Here is a 17163-nt window from a genome sequence, read left to right on the forward strand (position 1 = left end):
CCCGCGTGACGAACGCGTCACCGGGGCACGATAATCACGCGAAGAGGATGCGTCAAATGCTTGATGCATCAGGAGTTTCCTTCAGCGTATGATTTAACTCCGCGTTAACAAGATTTCACATACGGCGTCACGTTTTTGAATGCGTGGTGCCTTTTTGGACCTGAATCGTGACCGAAACCGCCCACCAGAACGCCCTCGACCTCATCGCCCGCGGCGCCGACGAGATCCTCAAGCGCGACGAACTTGCCGCGCGCCTCGCACTCGGTCGTCCACTGCGCATCAAGGCCGGTTTCGATCCCACTGCACCGGACCTGCATATCGGCCACACCGTGCTGCTCAACAAGATGCGCCAGTTCCAGGACCTCGGGCACACGGTGATCTTCCTGATCGGCGACTTCACCGGGATGATCGGTGACCCGTCGGGCAAGAGCGCCACGCGCAAGCCGCTGACCCGCGAGGATGTCGACGCCAACGCGCTCACCTATTCCGACCAGGTGTTCAAGGTGCTCGACCGCGAACGCACCGAGCTGCGCTTCAACAGCGAGTGGTTCGGCGCGATGGGCGCGGCCGACATGATCCGCCTGGCCGGGCAGCTGACCGTGGCGCGCATGCTCGAGCGCGACGACTTCGCCAAGCGCTATGGCGCGCAGCAGCCGATCGCCATCCACGAGTTCCTGTATCCGCTGGTGCAGGGTTACGACTCGGTGGCGCTGAAGGCCGACGTGGAACTCGGTGGCACCGACCAGAAGTTCAACCTGTTGATGGGCCGCGGGCTGCAGGAGCATTTCGGGCAGCCGCCGCAGGTGGTGCTGACCATGCCGCTGCTCGAGGGCCTGGACGGCGTCAACAAGATGTCCAAGTCGCTGGGCAACTACATCGGCATCGCCGAGCCGGCGATCGACATCGTCAACAAGACCATGAAGGTCGGCGACGCGCTGATGTGGAAGTGGATCGAGCTGCTGTCGTTCGAGATCGGCGCCGCGGACGCCGGCGCGCTGCGCGCCGACGTGGAGGGCGGCGCGCTCAACCCGCGCGACGTCAAGCTGCGCCTGGCGCGCGAACTGGCGACACGCTTCCACGATGCCGCCGCGGCCGAGACCGCGATCGCCGGCTGGCACGCCGCGGTGACCGGGCAGGGCGACACGTCGCTGCTGCCGCTGCAGGACGTGGCGGTGCCGGCCGAGGGCCTGCGCATCGCCGCGCTGCTCACCGCCGCGGGTATCACCGCCAGCAACTCGGAAGCCAGCCGCAAGCTCAAGGAGCGCGCGGTCAAGGTCGACGGTGAGGTGGTGGAGGACGCGGGCGCGACGTTCGTTCCCGGCTTCGAAGGCGTGCTGCAGGTCGGCAAGCGCAACTTCGCGCGGGTGCGGTTGATCACCGCCGGCTGAGCCGACGGCGGCCGCGCCGCAGGCGCTTGGCCAGCCGCGGCACAGCCCGCAAATGACGACGGCGCCCGAGGGCGCCGTCGTGCATTCAACGCCTGTGCCTGGCGTCAGTTGGCGCGCATCGCATCGCGCGCGGCCTTGAACGCATTGCCTTCGTACCAGGCGGGCCAGCTGCCGTCGTCGGCCAGGGTGCGGCCCACGCCGTACAGCGCTTGCAGGTCCTGGAGCACGCCGTCGAGGTTCCATGCCGCGTCGAACTCGTCGCCCGGCTTGTGGTACGCGACGTCGTTGTAGGCCTTGGCGTGCGCCGCGCCCGCGTCCTTGCCACCCAGCACCAGGTCGTCGCCGCCCTTGGCGTACAGCGCCGGCACGCCGGCCTTGGCGTAGTTGAAGTGGTCGGAGCGGAAGTAGAAGCCGCCGGCCGGGTTGCCTTCGAGCACCTGGGTGCGCTGCTGCGCATCGGTGTAGGTCTTCAGCACGTCTTCCAGCTGCGAGCTGCCCTTGCCCACCACAACCATGTCGTGCGCCGGGCCGGCCACGCTCATGGCATCGAGGTTGATCACGCCCACGGTCTTGGCCAGCGGGAACACCGGGTGCGCGACCTGGTACTTGGAGCCGAGCAGGCCGGATTCCTCCAGCGTGACGGCGATGAAGGCCACGGAACGCTTCGGCTGGCCATCGGCCTTGAACTTCTCCGCGATCTCGATGATGCCGGCCACGCCCGTGGCGTTGTCGACGGCGCCGTTGTAGATCTGGTCACCCTCGCCTTCGTGCTTGCCGAGGTGGTCCCAGTGGGCCATGTAGACGATGGCTTCGTCGGGCGCCTCGCTGCCACGCAGGATGCCCACCACGTTGCGCGACGACTTCTCGCTGGTGGTGCTGGCGAGCTCGAACGACACGCGCGCGTCGAGCGGCACCGCCTTGAAGCCCGGCTTGTTGGCCGCGGCATACAGCGCCTTGAGGTCCTGGCCGGCGCCGGCAAACAGGGTGGTCGCGGCTTCGGCGCTCAGCCAGCCCTGCGCGGGCAGGCGCGGTTCCGGATCGTCCGACGCGCGCAGGTCGAACTGCGGGCCCGACCAGGAGTTCTTCACCACGTCCCAGCCGTAGGAGGCGCCGGCGGTGTCGTGGATGATCAGCGCGGCGGCGCCGCCCTTGCGCGCGGCCTCCTCGAACTTGTAGGTCCAGCGCCCGTAATAGGTCATGCGCTCGCCTTCGAACAGCGCGGCGTCCTTGGCGTGGAAGCCCGGGTCGTTGACCAGGATGACCACGGTCTTGCCCTTGACGTCGAGCCCGGCGTAATCGTTCCAGCCCAGCTCCGGCGCGTCCACGCCGTAGCCCACGAACACCAGCTCGCTGTCGGTCACCGCGACCTTCGGCGCGCCGGTGCGCGTGCCGATCACCATGTCGGTGCCGAACTTGAGCTCGGAGGGCTTGCCGGCCACGTCCATGCGCAGCACGGTGGATTCGTCGGCGGTGGTTTCCAGCATCGGCACGGTCTGGAAGTAGGTGCCGTTGTCGCCACCGGGCTCCAGGCCGATGCGCTCGTACTGCGCCTTGATGTATTCGACGGTCATCTCGCCGCCGGGCGAACCCGGGGCGCGGCCCTCGAACTCGTCGGACGCCATCGTCTTCACCAGTTCGGCGAAGTCGTCCTTGCTCAGGTCGCCGCTGAAGGCATGCGTTGCGACGGTCGCGGCGGGGGCGGCGGCATCGGTGCCGGCGGCGGGCGCCGGGGCGCGGTCGCAGGCGGCGAGCGCGGCCGCGATGGCAAGGCAAAGCACGAGGGGTCTGGTTCGCATCATCGGGTCCTGCGGTAGTGGACCCCCGATTCTATGCGTTCCGCGGCGCGCGGGGGCCGGGTTGGCCGCGGCTCAGTCCGGCTGGCGCGCCGGTGCCGTCGGCGTGGAGAACGGGATCGCGGTGGCACCGGTAATCGTGCCGACGCGCGCGGTGTCGTGCACGTACAGCTGCACCTCGCGCTCGAACAGCAGGTCGCCGTCGACCACCGCGCCGGGGCCGATGACGATGCGCTGCGCGCGCGGGCGCACGCGGACCGGCATCCAGTTGGCGCTGGGCTTGTGCACGCGCAGGTGGCCGCGGACGTGCGAGCGGACGCCGATGGTGACGTCGCCATTGACCGTCTCCACGTTGCCGGCCACTTCCGTCTGCACCAGGCCGAGCGCGCCATTGACGTTCACCAGGTTGCCGCCGACGCGGCTGCCGCGGTCGGCGAAGATGCTGCCGTTCACGGTTTCCACGCCGCGTTCGATGCGCACGCGCTCGCCGAGGCGAATGCTGCCGTTGACCGTCTCCAGGCTGCGTGCACTGCCGTCGTTGCCGACATGGACGCTGCCATTGACGGTTTCCGCGGCGCCGGCCTGCGCGTTGTCGCCGATGCGGACGCTGCCGTTGACGGTTTCCAGGTTGCCGCGGACCTCGCCGGCCGGGACCGAGATCGAACCGTTGACCTTGTCGATGTCCTGGCGGGCGTGGGCGCCGCCCGCGGCAAGCGCCAGCGCGAGGACGGAGGCGAGGATGGTGGTGTGGCGATGCAGGCGCATGGCGGGGCTCGACGACAGGACGGGGACAGCGCCGCGGCGGCGCGATGCGCGGCCTGGAGCTGCCGGACGAGTCTGGCGGATGCGGCGCTACAATCGCATCTGTCCAACGTCACGGGGCCGATCGTCGTGCCTGAATCCGCCATGCCCGCCGTCCGCCGCAAGCCTGTCGTGCTGCTCATCCTTGACGGCTGGGGCCATCGCGAGGATCCGCGCGACAACGCCCTGGCCCTCGCCGACATCCCCAACTGGCGCCGCCTGCACGCGGCCGGGCCGCGCACGCTGGTGCATACCGAAGGCCGCCACGTCGGGTTGCCCGACGGCCAGATGGGCAATTCCGAGGTCGGCCACATGAACATCGGCGCCGGCCGGGTGGTCTACCAGGACCTGACCCGGGTCGACGCCGCGATCGCCGATGGCAGTTTCTTCACCAACGCCGGGCTGCTCGACGCGTGCGCCGCGGTCGCGCCCGGCGGCACCCTGCACGTCCTGGGCCTGCTGTCGCCGGGCGGCGTGCACAGCCACGAGCTGCACGTGCTGGCGATGCTGGACCTCGCCGCGCGCGCCGGCGTGGCCCGCGTCGCGGTGCATGCGTTCACCGACGGGCGCGACATGCCGCCACGTTCCGCCGAACCGAGCCTCCGCGCGCTGCAGGCCGCCTGTGCGCGCCACGGCAATGCACACGTTGCCAGCGTCAGCGGCCGCTATTTCGCGATGGACCGCGACCAGCGCTGGGAGCGCGTGCGCCAGGCTTGGGATGCGATCGTCGAGTCCAGCGCCGCGCATCGCGCGCCCGATGCCGTGGCGGCGCTCGCCGCGGCCTACGCGCGCGGCGAGAACGACGAGTTCGTGCTGCCGACGGTGATCGACGGGGCCGCGCCAATGCGCGACGGCGACGCCGTGGTGTTCATGAATTTCCGCGCCGACCGCGCGCGCCAGCTGACGGCGGCGTTCGTGGCACCCGTGTTCGAAGGTTTCCACGCACGGCGCCCGGCGCTGGCGCGCTTCACCTGCCTGACCGAATACGACGCCAACCTACCCGCGCCGCTGGCGTTCGCGCCGGACGACCTCGCCAACACGCTGGGCCAGGTGCTGGCCGACAACGGCCTCACCCAGCTGCGCATCGCCGAAACCGAGAAGTACGCGCACGTCACGTTCTTCTTCAACGGTGGCCGCGAGGCGCCCTTCCCGGGCGAGGAGCGCATCCTCGTGCCCAGCCCGCGGGTCGCGACCTACGACCTGCAGCCGGAGATGAGCTGCCCGGAGGTCACCGCGCGACTGGTGGAGGCGATCGGCGCGGGGAGCTTCGATGCGGTGGTGTGCAACTTCGCCAACCCGGACATGGTCGGCCACACCGGCGACCTCGCCGCGGCGATCAAGGCGGTCGAGGCCGTGGACTTCGCGTTGGGGCAGGTGGCCGCGGCCGTTGCCGCGCAGGGCGGCGATCTGCTGGTCACCGCCGACCACGGCAACGTGGAGATGATGCGCGACCCGGAAACCGGGCAGCCGCACACCTCGCACACCGTCGGCCCCGTCGACCTGCTCTACGCCGGTAACCGTGCCGGGGCGCAGCTGCGCAGCGGCGGCGCCCTGCGCGACCTGGCGCCGACCATGCTCGACCTGCTGGGCGTCGCGAAGCCGGCGGAGATGACCGGCAGCAGCCTGCTGGCGTGATGCGCATCGCGGCCATCCGCCTGCGGCCCGCGTCGGCGCTGTTGGCACTGCTGCTGGTGCTCGCAGTCGCATCGCCGGCGGCGGCGCAGAGCAGCCGCGACGCGCAGCGCCGCCTGGATACGGTCAAGCGCGAGCTGCGCGACGTGGCCAGCGAGCGCCGCAGGCTGGAAGGCCAGCGCGGCGCCGCCAGTCGCGAGCTGCGCAGCGCCGACGAACGCGTGGCGCGCGTCGCCCGCGAACTGCGCGACACCGAAACCGCGCTGGCGCGGCAGCAGGCCGCGCTTGCCACGCTGGTCACCAGGCGCGACGCGCTGGCCGGCACGCTGTCGGCGCAGCGCAAGGAGCTCGCCGGGTTGCTGCGCGCGGCCTATACGGTGGGCGACCACGCACCGCTGAAGCTGCTGCTGGCGCAGGACGACGTCGCCGCCGCCAACCGCAGCCTCGCCTATCACGGCTACCTGCAGCGTGGACGCAGCGCACGCATCGCCGCGCTGTCGGAGGAGCTGGCCGGACTGGATGCGATGGAACGCGAGATCGCCAGCGAGCGCGCCGCGCTGGATGCCAGCCAGGTGGCGCAGCGTGCACAGGTTGCGGCGCTGGAGCGCGAGCGCGCCAGCCGCGCCGAGTCCGTGGCCGCGCTGGACACACGCTACCGCGACCGCAGCGCCAAGGAGAAGGCACTGGGTGCCGACGCCAAATCGCTGGAACGCCTGCTGGCCCGGCTGCGCGAAGCCGCGCGCCGCGCCGAGGCCGAACGGCGCGCCGCCGCCGCTGCCGCCGCACGCGCCAAGACCGCGACCGCGGAGCCGGGCCGGGCGGGCACGGCCCGCAGCCCGGTGCCATCTGCGCCGAAGGTGAGCGTGGCACGCGCCGCGCCGGTGGCCGTGGGCGGCCTCGGCTGGCCGCTGTCCGGCAGCCTGCTGGCCGGCTACGGCGGGCGCATGCCCGACGGCCGCCGCAGTTCGGGCGTGCTGATCGCCGCCGCGGCCGGGCAGCCGGTGACGGCGGTGGCCGACGGCACCGTGGTGTTCTCGGAGTGGATGACGGGCTACGGGATGATCCTGATCGTCGACCACGGCAACGCCTACATGAGCCTGTACGCCCACAACGACGCGCTGTTGAAGGGGCCCGGTGACCGGGTCAAGCGCGGCGACGCGGTCGCCACCGTCGGCACCTCCGGCGGCCAGGGCCAGCCGGCGCTGTACTTCGAGCTGCGCCGCGACGGCAAGCCGGTCGATCCATCCAGCTGGCTGCAGAAGCGCTGAACGCAGGCACGGACAGGCGCATCATCGTCGCGAACCTGCGACGCTCTGCATGGTCCTATCCCCGAACCCCCACGGAGTCCCGCATGCGCGCATGCCTGTTGACGCTCGCCATCGCCAGCCTGCTGGCCCTGCCTGTGCATGCGCAGGAGCAGGAGCAGGAACCGCCGCAGGAAACGGTGCCGTCCACGGAGATCGAGGCATCGGAGGCGTCGAAGGATGCGGAAGCCGAAGCCGAAGTACCCGCCAGCGCGGTGCCGCTGGCCGAGATCAGCCGCTACGTGCTGGTGTTCAATGCCGTGCGCGGCGGCTACGTCGACCCGGTCGATGACCGCGAGTTGATGCAGTCCGCGATCCGCGGCCTGCTGCTCGACCTGGACCCGCACAGCGCCTACCTCGAACGCAGCGATGCCGAGGCGTTCGACGAAAACACCAGCGGCGCCTACGAGGGGATCGGCGTCGAGGTCATGCAGCTGCCCGACGGCAGCATGCGCGTGGTCGCGCCGATGGACGGCACGCCGGCACAGCGCGCCGGGATCCGCTCGGGCGACGTGATCACCGCCGTCGATGGCGTCCCGCTGACGCCGGCCAGCCACGACCGGCGCGGCCCGCTGCGCGGACCGCCGGGCACCGAAGTCAGCATCACGCTGCTGCGCGAAGGCCAGGCCGAACCGCTGGAACTCAAGCTGCGCCGCGAGACCATCCGCACCGCCAGCGTGCGCGGCAGCATCCGCGAGCCCGGGCTCGGCTATGTGCGCGTCTCCGTGTTCCAGGCCGATACCGCGGCCTCGTTCGCGGACACCCTCGACCGCCTGCACGCGGAAGCCGGCACCCAGGGCCTGCGTGGCCTGGTGATCGACCTGCGCAGCAATCCCGGCGGCCTGCTGACCTCGGCCGTGCAGATCGCCGACGAACTGCTGGAGCGCGGCGGCATCGTCAGCACCCGTGGCCGCATCACCGCCGGCGACACCGCGTTCAACGCCACGGCTGGCGACCGCATGCGCGGGCGGCCGGTGGTGGTGCTGGTGGACGCCGGTTCCGCGAGCGCGTCGGAAGTGCTGGCGGGCGCGCTGCAGGACAACGCGCGCGCCTGCATCGTCGGCAGCCGCAGCTTCGGCAAGGGCTCGGTGCAGACCGTCTTGCCGCTGTCCAATGGCGACGCGGTCAAGCTGACCACCGCGCGCTACTACACACCCAGCGGCACCTCGATCCAGGCACGCGGCATCGAGCCGGATGTGGTGCTGCAGCCCGAAGGCGGTGCCGCGCCCAGCGGTTTCGTCGAAGCGCTGCTGCCCGGGCACCTCGAGGCGGACGGCGAGGGCGTCGCCGGCAGCCGCGCCGGGGACGTGCTCGAGGGCGAAGCGCCGGTGACGTCGGCGTTCGCCACCCTGCGCGCGATCGTCGCCGGCGGCACCTGCGCCGCGCCGGCTCAGTAGCCCTTGCGCCGTCGCAGCCGGCGCGCGATCGCGCGCCGCGAGAACAGCGCGAACACCACGCCGAACGCAAACCCGGCGATGTGCGCCGACCACGCCACCGTGCCGAACGCCGGGCCGATGTAGGCGAACACGACCTGCAGCAGGGCCCAGATGCCGATCAGCAGCGGGGCAGGCGCGCGCACGAATTCCAGGAACAGCCCGAGCGGCAGCACCACCCCCAGGTGGGCGCGCGGAAACAGCGCCAGGTAGGCACCGATCAGCGCCGAGACCGCGCCGCTGGCGCCGATGACCAGCTGGTCGGGCGCGCCGATGGCCAGCACCGTCACCAGGTTGGCGAACGCGCCGCCGATCAGGAACAGCAGCAGGAAGCGCCAGGGGCCCATCACCCGCTCCGCAGGCAGCCCGAAGATCAGCAGGAACACCAGGTTGCCCAGCAGGTGCGCCCAGTCGGCGTGGACGAACAGCGCACTCAGCAAGCGCAGCCAGCGCTCCGCGTCCGACCAGGAGGCGAGCAGGTCGGCGGGCGCCAGGCCGCCGCTGAGCGCGCCCCAGCGCGCCATCAGCTGCTGCTCGACCGATTCGGGCCGCGTGCTGGCCCACAGGTAGACCGCCCACAACGCCACGGACAGCAGCGGCGTGGCCCAGCGCCGGGATGGATGTGAGCGCGTCGGAATGGAAACGAACATGTGCGCTGCGGGATCCGGGTTGGGCGGGGCACAAGATACCCGTTCAGACACGTGATGCCGATGCGGACCGCCAACCACACGCCACGGTATAGTGCGCCGCGTCGTGTTCGCAGCGGGCGCGATGTCGCAACCATCCGTCAGGAGTATTTCAAGCAATGGCTATCCCCCACACGTTCAGGGCTTCGGCCCTCGCGCTCGGCGTCCTCGGCGCGCTGGCATTCGCGCCCGCGCAGGCCTCCGGCTTCCAGCTCAAGGAAAACAGCGTCAAGGGCCTCGGCTCCGCGTTCGCCGGCTCCGGCGTCAACCCGGGCGACGCTTCGGTCGTGGTCAACAACCCCGCCACGATGACGCAGTTCGAAGGCACTACCGTGCAGGCCGACCTGTCGGTCATCGACCTGAGCTACCGCTTTGAAGGTTCGGGCACCGACGCGCTCGGCCGTCCGCTGACCGGCGGCGACGGCGGCGAAGCCGGCGACGTGACCCCGATCCCGGCGTTCTCGGTGATCCACAAGCTCGACAACGGCCTGGCGTTTGGCGCCATGGTCAGCGCGCCGTTCGGCCTCAAGACCGAGTACGACCACGACTGGCAGGGCCGCTACTTCGCCGACACCTCCGACGTGAAGATCGTCAACCTGACCTTCTCCGCGGCGCTCGACGTCACCGACCGCATGTCGGTCGGCATCGGCGCGGTGTACTCGAAGGCCGACGTGACCCTGTCCAAGGCCGTCGACTTCGGCACCCTGCTGTTCTCCAACCCGGCCACCCGCCCGCTGCCGTTCGCGCTCCCGCAGGCCCGTGACGGCCACGCCGAGATCGAGGGCGACGACACCGGCTTCGGCTGGCTCGCCGGCGTCAACCTGCGCCCGACCGACCGCCTCTCGCTCGGCGTGAGCTACCAGTCCGAGATCGACTACGAGCTGCGCGGCACCGCCGACTGGACCGTGCCGGGCGACGTGCGCACCGTGTTCAACAGCAATCCGATCACCGCACAGCTGTTCCAGGACGGCGGTGCCGGCGCCAAGCTGACCACGCCGTCCACCCTGGCCGTCGTTGCCCGCTACGACTTCACCGACCGCTTCGCGATGATGGCCAACTGGACCGAGACCGGCTGGTCGTCGCTGCGCGAGGTGCGCGTCGAGTTCGATCGCGCCGATCCGGATTCGGTCGAGCCCTTCGAGTGGAAGGACACGGCGTTCGCGTCGCTGGGCGCCGAGTACAAGCTCAATGACGCCTGGACCCTGCGTGGCGGCGTCGCGCACGACGAGACCCCGACCAGCATCGAGCACCGCACCCCGCGCCTGCCCGATGCCAACCGCAACTGGTATTCGATCGGCGCCAGCTGGAAGGTCAGCGATGCGATGGACGTGGACTTCGCGTTCACCCATCTGAAGCCGAAGGACCCGAAGGTCGACATCACCAGCGGCGGCAGCACCATCACCGGCCCCTACGCCGGCGACGCCAACCTGTTCGGCGTTTCGGCGCAATACCGCTTCTGATCGCAGTGCAATGTGTTGCATGAAGGGCCCCGAAAGGGGCCCTTTTTTATTGTTGTTCCCGATCCCGCGCCCGGGCCTAGTCGGGTATCAGCACGAGGCCGTTGGCGGAGTGGACCGCCGCGACGCCCGTGCCAGGCGGCAATGCGCAGCTCACCGTGGTGTAGGGGCCGGCGCCCGGCGTGTTGATCTCATCCCACTTCAGTGCGTAGGGCGAATCGATCTGCGTGCCGGCCGGGACGGCGACCGACTTGGGGATGTACGCGATGGTGAGCCCACCCGCGCCGTAGCTGAAGCTGACGCCAGTGCAGTTGATCGTGGCGGCCGTGGCGGAGCTGTTGACGAAGGTCACCGTGACGCCGAAGTCCGGATCGTTGAGTTCGGCGGCGGTGAATTGCGGCACCGCGCAGGAGACGAACGCGATCGCCGTTCCCTCGTTCTGCAGCGCCAGCGGACGCTTCCGGACCTGGCCCTCGAACGCGGGCAGCGCCGCTTGGCAGACGCCGGGGCCCTGCGCCTTCATGTCCAGGAAGGCGGCCCGTGCGGGGGCCTGTGTCGGCGCAAGCATGGCGGCGAGTGCGGCGCACGCGAGCGCGCCGGTGTGGATCGTTCCCATTCCCCTCTCCCGTGCGCCGCCGGCCGGCGGCGCACCGACTATATCGGGGCAGGGGCGGCGGCTGCCATCACTCGCCCAGGGTCAGCAGCGAGGCGTTGCCGCCGGCCGCGGTGGTGTTCACGGTGACCGTCTTTTCGGTCGCGAAACGCGGCAGGTAGTGGGGGCCACCCGCCTTGGGCCCGGTGCCCGACAGGCCCTGGCCGCCGAACGGCTGCACGCCCACCACGGCGCCGATCTGGTTGCGGTTGACGTAGATGTTGCCCACCCTGGCGCGCGACACGATGCGGTCGATGGTCTCGTCGATGCGCGAATGGATGCCCAGCGTGAGGCCATAGCCGGTGGCGTTGATGGCATCCACCACCGCGTCGAGCTCGTCCGCCTTCCAGCGCAGCACGTGCAACGCGGGGCCGAAGTTTTCCCGGGTGAGCTCGTCGAGCGCGCCGATCTCCCAGGCGCGCGGGGCGAAGAAGGTCCCGTGCGCGGTGTCCTCCGGCAAGTGCGCCGCGGCGATCAGGCGCGCACCGCGCATCTCCACGGCGTGCTCGTCGAGCAGCGCGCGGGCGTCGGCGTCGATCACCGGGCCGACGTCGGTCGAAAGTTGCCCGGGGTCGCCGACCACCAGTTCCGCCATCGCGCCAGCCAGCATGTCGACCACCTTGTCGGCGATGTCGGCCTGCACCAGCAGCACGCGCGCCGCCGAACAGCGCTGTCCGGCGGAGGTGAACGCGGAGCCGAGCGCGTCCTTCACCAGTTGCTCGGGCAGTGCCGACGAGTCGGCGATCAGCGCGTTCTGGCCGCCGGTTTCGGCGATCAGCACGCCGATCGCGGCGTCGCGCGCGGCCAGCGCGCGGTTGATCGCGCGCGCGGTGGCGGTGGAGCCGGTGAACGCCACGCCGGCCACCCGCGGATCCGCGGTCAGCGCCGCGCCGACGGTGGCGCCGTCACCGGGCACCAGCTGCAGCACCGCGGGCGGAACACCCGCCTCGTGCAGCAGCTCGACCGCGGCATGCGCGATCAGGTTGGTCTGTTCGGCCGGCTTGGCGATGACGCTGTTGCCGGCGGCCAGCGCCGCCGCCAGCTGGCCGGCGAAGATCGCCAGCGGGAAGTTCCAGGGGCTGATGCAGACGAACACGCCGCGGCCTTCCAGCTGCAGGGTGTTGCTCTCGCCGGTCGGGCCGGGGAGTGCTTCGGGGGCGAACAGCTTGCGCGCCTCGCCGGCGTAGTAGCGCAGGAAGTCGACCGCTTCGCGCACCTCGGCCACGCCGTCGGGAATGGTCTTGCCGGCCTCGCGCGTGCACAGGGCGATGAACTGCGGCATGCGCTGCTCGAGCAGGGTGGCGGCGTGCTCCAGGATCGCGGCGCGCGAGGCCGCGGGCGTGGCGTTCCAGCCCGGCTGCGCGGCAACCGCATTGGCCAGCGCGCGCTGCACCGTGTCGGCGTCCGCGGCCTGCCAGCGGCCGACGCGTTCGCGACGGTCGGCGGGATTGCTGACCGTGATCCAGGCGCCGCCCGGCGTGGCGCCCGGCACCAGCGGCGCGGCCTGCCAGTCGGCGGTCGCGGCTTGGACCGCGGTGGCGAGTGCACGCAGCTGGTCGTCGTCTGCGAGGTTGATGCCCATGGAGTTGGTCCTTTCGATGCCGTGGCTGCGGTACAGGTCGGCCGGCAGCGGGATGCGCGGGTGCGGAATGGATGCGAAGGCCGACACCACGTCGACCGGGTCGCGGACCAGGTCGTCGATGGCGACCGACTCGTTGGTGATGCGGTTGACGAAACTGGAATTGGCGCCGTTTTCGAGCAGGCGCCGCACCAGGTACGGCAGCAGGTCCTCGTGGCTGCCGACAGGCGCGTACACGCGGCAGGGCACGCCCAGGCGATCGGCGGGGATCACTTCGTCATAGAGGTCGTCACCCATGCCGTGCAGCTTCTGGAACTCGAACGGCCGACTGGCGGCCAGCTGGTGCACCGCGGCGATGGTCTGCGCATTGTGCGTCGCGAACATCGGGTAGACCGCGTCGCCGGCATCGAACAGGCGGCGCGCGTTGGCCAGGTAGCTGACGTCGGTGTTGGGCTTGCGCGTGAACACCGGATAGCCGGCATGGCCCTCGACCTGCGCGCGCTTGACCTCGGCGTCCCAGTACGCGCCCTTGACCAGGCGCACCGGGATGCAGCGCCCGCCGCGGCGCGCGAGCCCGGCGATCCAGTCGATCACGAACGGCGCGCGCTTCTGGTACGCCTGCACCACGATGCCGAAGCCCGCCCAGCCGGCCAGTGACGGATCCAGCCAGGCCGCTTCGATGACGTCCAGCGACAGCTCCAGGCGGTCGGCTTCCTCGGCGTCGATGGTCAGGCCGATGCCGTGGTTGCGCGCGCGCTGCGCCAGGTCCAGCAGGCGCGGCGCGAGCTCGGCCAGCACGCGCGCGCGCTTGGCGTGCTCGTAGCGCGGATGCAGCGCGGACAGCTTGACCGAGATCGACGGCGCGACGATGGCGTCCGCCGGCTGGCCGGCATCGCGGCCGATGGCGTCGATGGCGCTGCGGTAGGCCTCCAGGTAGCGGTCCGCGTCGCGCTGCGTCAGTGCGGCTTCGCCGAGCATGTCGAAGGAGTAGCGGTAGGCGGCGTTGCGGCCCTTGCGCGCACGTGCCAGCGCCTCGCCGATGGTGCGCCCCATCACGAACTGGTGGCCCATGATCCTCATCGCCTGGCGCACCGCCAGGCGGATCACCGGCTCGCCGACGCGGCCCACCAGGCGCTTGAATGCACCGTGCACGTCGCGCTTGGTGTCATCGGCCATGTCGACCAGGTGGCCGGTCAGCATCAGGCCCCAGGTGGATGCGTTGACCAGCACCGAATCGGACTGGCCGACATGGCGCTTCCAGTCGGCTTCGCCGAGCTTGTCGCGGATCAGCCGGTCGGCGGTGTCCTGGTCGGGGATGCGCAACAGCGCTTCGGCCACGCACATCAGCAGCACGCCTTCTTCGCTGCCCAGGTCGTACTGGCGCATGAAGGCTTCGATCGCGCCCTGGTCGCTGGCGCGGCGGCGCACGCGCTGCACCAGGTCGGTGGCGGTCGCGGCGATCGCCACGTTGGCGTCCGCTGGCTGGCGCGCCGCATCGAGCAGGGAGCGGACGCGATCGCTTTCGTCGGCAAGCCAATGGGCGGTGATGGCCGCGCGCAGCGGTGCGGGCGGCGGCGGCAGGGCGCCCAGGGGCAGGTCGGTCACGGCGGGTCGGCGGGTATCGGCGGGAACCTGAGATTCTAGCTGGCCGCGGTGCCGCGCGTGCCCGCCAGCGGACGCTCGCGTCGCTTCAGCTTGCCGGTCAAGGTTGGCGACGGCTACCATCCGCATGATTGCCCGCCCGGTCATCGGGGGTGGCCGGTCCTTGTTCCCCGGAACATCGATCTCCGATCAACCGTTCCAGCTGGCGGCACACGGCCGCAGATCGACGACATTTGGGGTTGCACGCATGATGCAGGCGCGATTCTTGCGGTGGGGTATGGCGGCCTTGGCTTCGGCGCCGATGATGGCGCTGGCGCAGGCGGGCGACGCGAAGCCGTGGCAGCTGAACATGGGCCGGGGCGTGACCGCGACGTCCATCAACGCCTACGACGCGCACATGTTCGCGCTGTGGGTGTGCGTGGTCATCGGCGTGATCGTGTTCGCCGCCATGGCCTATTCGATCTTCGCGTTCCGCAAGTCGAAGGGTGCCGTGGCGTCGCAGATCAGCCACAACACCACGGCCGAGGTCATCTGGACGGTGATCCCGGTGATCCTGCTGGTGATCATGGTCTGGCCGGCCACCACCAAGCTGATCGCGATGTACGACACCCGCGCGTCCGAGATGACGGTCAAGGTCACCGGCTACCAGTGGATGTGGAAGTACGACTACCTCGGCGAGGACGTCTCGATCACCAGCCGCATGGATCGCGAGCATGACCGCATCCGGCAGAGCGGCGAGCGCCCCGACCCGGCCGTCCACCCGTACTACCTGCTCGAGGTCGACAACGAGCTGGTGGTGCCGGTGGACACCAAGATCCGCTTCGTGATCACCGCCGATGACGTCATCCACTCCTGGTGGGTGCCGGCGCTGGGCTGGAAGCAGGACGCCATCCCGGGCATCGTCAACGAAGCCTGGACGCAGATCTCCGAGCCCGGCGTGTACCGCGGCCAGTGCGCCGAGCTGTGCGGCAAGGACCACGGCTTCATGCCGATCGTGGTGCGCGCGGTGCCCAAGGCTGAGTACCAGGACTGGCTGGCGGCCGAGAAGGCCAAGACCGCGCCGGCGCCCGTCGCCGTGCCGGTGCCCACGCCTGAAGTCGCCCCGGACGCCGCTGAGGAAGCCGCGCCCGCCACCGCCCAGACCACTTCCGCCGTCGCCGCACCCGCGGCCGGCTGATCGAACGACTTCACGAGGCAAGGCAGTCCATGGCCACCGATACCGCAACCGTCGCCGTCCACGGCGAGCACCACGACCACAAGCAGGGCTTCGTCGAGCGCTGGTTCTTCTCCACGAACCACAAGGACATCGGCACGCTCTACCTGCTCTTCAGCTTCGTGATGTTCATCATCGGCGCGGCGATGAGCGTGGTGATCCGCCTCGAGCTGGCGGTGCCCGGCCTGCAGCACGTCAACCCGCACTTCTTCAACCAGATGACGTCGATGCACGCGCTGGTGATGATCTTCGGCGGCATCATGCCGGCGTTCGTGGGCCTGGCGAACTGGATGATCCCGCTGCAGATCGGCGCGCCGGACATGGCGCTGCCGCGCATGAACAACTGGTCGTTCTGGATCCTGCCGTTCGCGTTCGCGATGCTGCTGATGACGCTGTTCCTGCCCGGCGGCGGCCCCGCCGGCGGCTGGACGCTGTACCCGCCGCTGTCGCTGCAGGGCGGCTCCAACATGGCGTTCACCATCTTCGCCATCCACATGATGGGCATCAGCTCGATCATGGGCGCGATCAACGTGATCGCCACCGTGCTCAACATGCGCGCGCCCGGCGTCGACCTGCTGAAGATGCCGATCTTCGCCTGGACCTGGTTGATCACCGCGTTCCTGCTGATCGCCGTGATGCCGGTGCTGGCGGGCGCGGTCACGATGCTGCTGACCGACAAGTTCTTCGCGACCTCGTTCTTCAACGCGGCCGGCGGCGGCGACCCGGTGATGTACCAGCACATCTTCTGGTTCTTCGGGCATCCCGAGGTCTACATCATGATCCTGCCGGCGTTCGGCGTGGTCTCCGAGATCATCCCGACCTTCAGCCGCAAGCCGCTGTTCGGCTACCAGGCCATGGTGTACGCCACCGCGGCGATCGCGTTCCTGTCGTTCATCGTCTGGGCGCACCACATGTTCACCGTGGGCATGCCGCTGGGTGGCGAGATCTACTTCATGTTCGCGACCATGCTGATCTCCGTGCCCACGGGCGTGAAGGTCTTCAACTGGGCGAGCACGATGTGGAAGGGGTCGCTGACGTTCGAGGCGCCCATGCTGTGGGCGATCGCGTTCGTGGTCCTGTTCACCATCGGCGGGTTCTCGGGCCTGATGCTGGCCATCGTGCCGGCCGACTTCCAGTACCACGACACCTACTTCGTGGTCGCGCACTTCCACTACGTGCTGGTGACCGGCGCGCTGTTCGGCATCATCGCCGCCGTCTACTACTGGTGGCCCAAGTGGACCGGGCGCATGTACAACCAGGGCTTGGCCAAGTTCCACTTCTGGTGGAGCGTGGTGTTCGCCAACGTGCTGTTCTTCCCGCAGCACTTCCTGGGGCTGGCCGGCATGCCGCGCCGCATCCCGGACTACAACGTGGTGTTCGCGGACTGGAACCTGGTCAGCTCGATCGGCGCGTTCGGCATGTTCATCACGCCGTTCCTGATGTTCGGCATCCTGTACCACTCGCTCAAGCGCGGCGCGATCGCACCGGCCCGCGCCTGGGAAGGCGCGCTGGGCCTGGAGTGGACCGTGCCGTCGCCGGCGCCGCACCACACCTTCCAGACCCCGCCTGTTATCCGCCCGGGCGACCTGGCGCACGGCGATTTCGAGCACCTCGACTACGACG

At 70.1% G+C, this 17163-nt stretch carries 11 protein-coding genes and 1 pseudogene; 7 read left to right on the top strand and 5 right to left on the bottom strand.

Translation table 11 applies throughout. The features are described 5' to 3' along the window. Window positions 1-167 precede the first annotated feature (167 nt). Window positions 168-1388: a tyrosine--tRNA ligase gene (gene tyrS / locus JGR64_RS01070; protein WP_199374684.1), complete on the top strand. Its 1221-nt coding sequence runs from the start codon at window positions 168-170 to the stop codon at window positions 1386-1388. A gap of 104 nt (window positions 1389-1492) precedes the next feature. Here the strand turns inward: tyrS and JGR64_RS01075 are convergent, their stop codons facing one another. Together JGR64_RS01075 and JGR64_RS01080 are read right to left on the bottom strand one after the other, a co-directional pair. Continuing rightward, window positions 1493-3184, bottom strand: a complete 1692-nt coding sequence (locus JGR64_RS01075) for a M28 family metallopeptidase (RefSeq protein ID WP_199374686.1) — start codon at window positions 3182-3184, stop codon at window positions 1493-1495. 72 nt (window positions 3185-3256) lie between these two features. Further along, window positions 3257-3946 carry a hypothetical protein gene (locus tag JGR64_RS01080; RefSeq protein WP_199374688.1) on the bottom strand — a complete coding sequence of 230 codons (690 nt, stop codon included), beginning with the start codon at window positions 3944-3946 and terminating at the stop codon, window positions 3257-3259. 141 nt (window positions 3947-4087) lie between these two features. Here JGR64_RS01080 and gpmI point away from each other — a divergent pair, with 141 nt between their 5' ends. The 3 genes from gpmI to JGR64_RS01095 all read left to right on the top strand — a co-directional run bounded on the left by gpmI (window position 4088) and on the right by JGR64_RS01095 (window position 8315). Beyond that, window positions 4088-5617 carry a 2,3-bisphosphoglycerate-independent phosphoglycerate mutase gene (gene gpmI, locus JGR64_RS01085; RefSeq protein WP_199374690.1) on the top strand — a complete coding sequence of 510 codons (1530 nt, stop codon included), beginning with the start codon at window positions 4088-4090 and terminating at the stop codon, window positions 5615-5617. Next, on the top strand, window positions 5617-6882 hold the full coding sequence (locus tag JGR64_RS01090; RefSeq protein ID WP_199375129.1) for a peptidoglycan DD-metalloendopeptidase family protein: 1266 nt from the start codon (window positions 5617-5619) through the stop codon (window positions 6880-6882). The genes gpmI and JGR64_RS01090 overlap by 1 nt, the downstream gene beginning before the upstream one ends. A gap of 83 nt (window positions 6883-6965) precedes the next feature. Beyond that, entirely contained in the window at window positions 6966-8315 is a 1350-nt protein-coding gene (locus JGR64_RS01095; RefSeq protein WP_199374692.1) for a S41 family peptidase, read from the top strand. On the opposite strand, the gene JGR64_RS01100 is transcribed toward JGR64_RS01095, so the two are convergent. After that, complete coding sequence (locus JGR64_RS01100; RefSeq protein WP_199374694.1) at window positions 8309-9001, bottom strand: rhomboid family intramembrane serine protease; 693 nt, start codon at window positions 8999-9001, stop codon at window positions 8309-8311. The genes JGR64_RS01095 and JGR64_RS01100 overlap by 7 nt on opposite strands. 155 nt (window positions 9002-9156) lie before the next feature. On the opposite strand from JGR64_RS01100, the gene JGR64_RS01105 reads away from it, so the two are divergent. Then, on the top strand, window positions 9157-10497 hold the full coding sequence (locus tag JGR64_RS01105; RefSeq protein ID WP_199374696.1) for an outer membrane protein transport protein: 1341 nt from the start codon (window positions 9157-9159) through the stop codon (window positions 10495-10497). Between the two features lie 76 nt (window positions 10498-10573). Here the strand turns inward: JGR64_RS01105 and JGR64_RS01110 are convergent, their stop codons facing one another. Together JGR64_RS01110 and putA are read right to left on the bottom strand one after the other, a co-directional pair. Next, window positions 10574-11110, bottom strand: coding sequence for a hypothetical protein (locus tag JGR64_RS01110; protein ID WP_199374697.1), 537 nt, complete (start codon window positions 11108-11110; stop codon window positions 10574-10576). A 67-nt stretch (window positions 11111-11177) separates the two neighbouring features. After that, a complete protein-coding gene (gene putA / locus JGR64_RS01115) occupies window positions 11178-14330 on the bottom strand; it encodes a bifunctional proline dehydrogenase/L-glutamate gamma-semialdehyde dehydrogenase PutA (protein ID WP_234446974.1) in 3153 nt (1050 codons plus the stop codon). Between the two features lie 244 nt (window positions 14331-14574). On the opposite strand from putA, the gene coxB reads away from it, so the two are divergent. After that, a complete protein-coding gene (coxB, locus tag JGR64_RS01120) occupies window positions 14575-15504 on the top strand; it encodes a cytochrome c oxidase subunit II (RefSeq protein ID WP_233348292.1) in 930 nt (309 codons plus the stop codon). Window positions 15505-15533: 29 nt separating this feature from the next. Next, window positions 15534-17150 (top strand): annotated as a pseudogene (gene ctaD / locus JGR64_RS01125) (cytochrome c oxidase subunit I); the annotation flags it as partial. Between the last annotated feature and the right edge of the window lie 13 nt (window positions 17151-17163).

Source organism: Luteimonas sp. MC1572 (genome assembly GCF_016615815.1).
Taxonomy (GTDB): Bacteria; Pseudomonadota; Gammaproteobacteria; order Xanthomonadales; family Xanthomonadaceae; genus Luteimonas.

What these genes read in the sequence shown, in the direction of transcription:
- JGR64_RS01075 (WP_199374686.1), bottom strand. Translation starts at nt 3,184, where the DNA reads ATGCGAACCAGACCCCTCGTGCTTTGCCTTGCCATCGCGGCCGCGCTC.
- JGR64_RS01080 (WP_199374688.1), bottom strand. Translation starts at nt 3,946, where the DNA reads ATGCGCCTGCATCGCCACACCACCATCCTCGCCTCCGTCCTCGCGCTG.
- gpmI (WP_199374690.1), top strand. Translation starts at nt 4,088, where the DNA reads ATGCCCGCCGTCCGCCGCAAGCCTGTCGTGCTGCTCATCCTTGACGGC.
- JGR64_RS01090 (WP_199375129.1), top strand. Translation starts at nt 5,617, where the DNA reads ATGCGCATCGCGGCCATCCGCCTGCGGCCCGCGTCGGCGCTGTTGGCA.
- JGR64_RS01095 (WP_199374692.1), top strand. Translation starts at nt 6,966, where the DNA reads ATGCGCGCATGCCTGTTGACGCTCGCCATCGCCAGCCTGCTGGCCCTG.
- JGR64_RS01100 (WP_199374694.1), bottom strand. Translation starts at nt 9,001, where the DNA reads ATGTTCGTTTCCATTCCGACGCGCTCACATCCATCCCGGCGCTGGGCC.
- JGR64_RS01105 (WP_199374696.1), top strand. Translation starts at nt 9,157, where the DNA reads ATGGCTATCCCCCACACGTTCAGGGCTTCGGCCCTCGCGCTCGGCGTC.
- JGR64_RS01110 (WP_199374697.1), bottom strand. Translation starts at nt 11,110, where the DNA reads ATGGGAACGATCCACACCGGCGCGCTCGCGTGCGCCGCACTCGCCGCC.
- coxB (WP_233348292.1), top strand. Translation starts at nt 14,575, where the DNA reads ATGATGCAGGCGCGATTCTTGCGGTGGGGTATGGCGGCCTTGGCTTCG.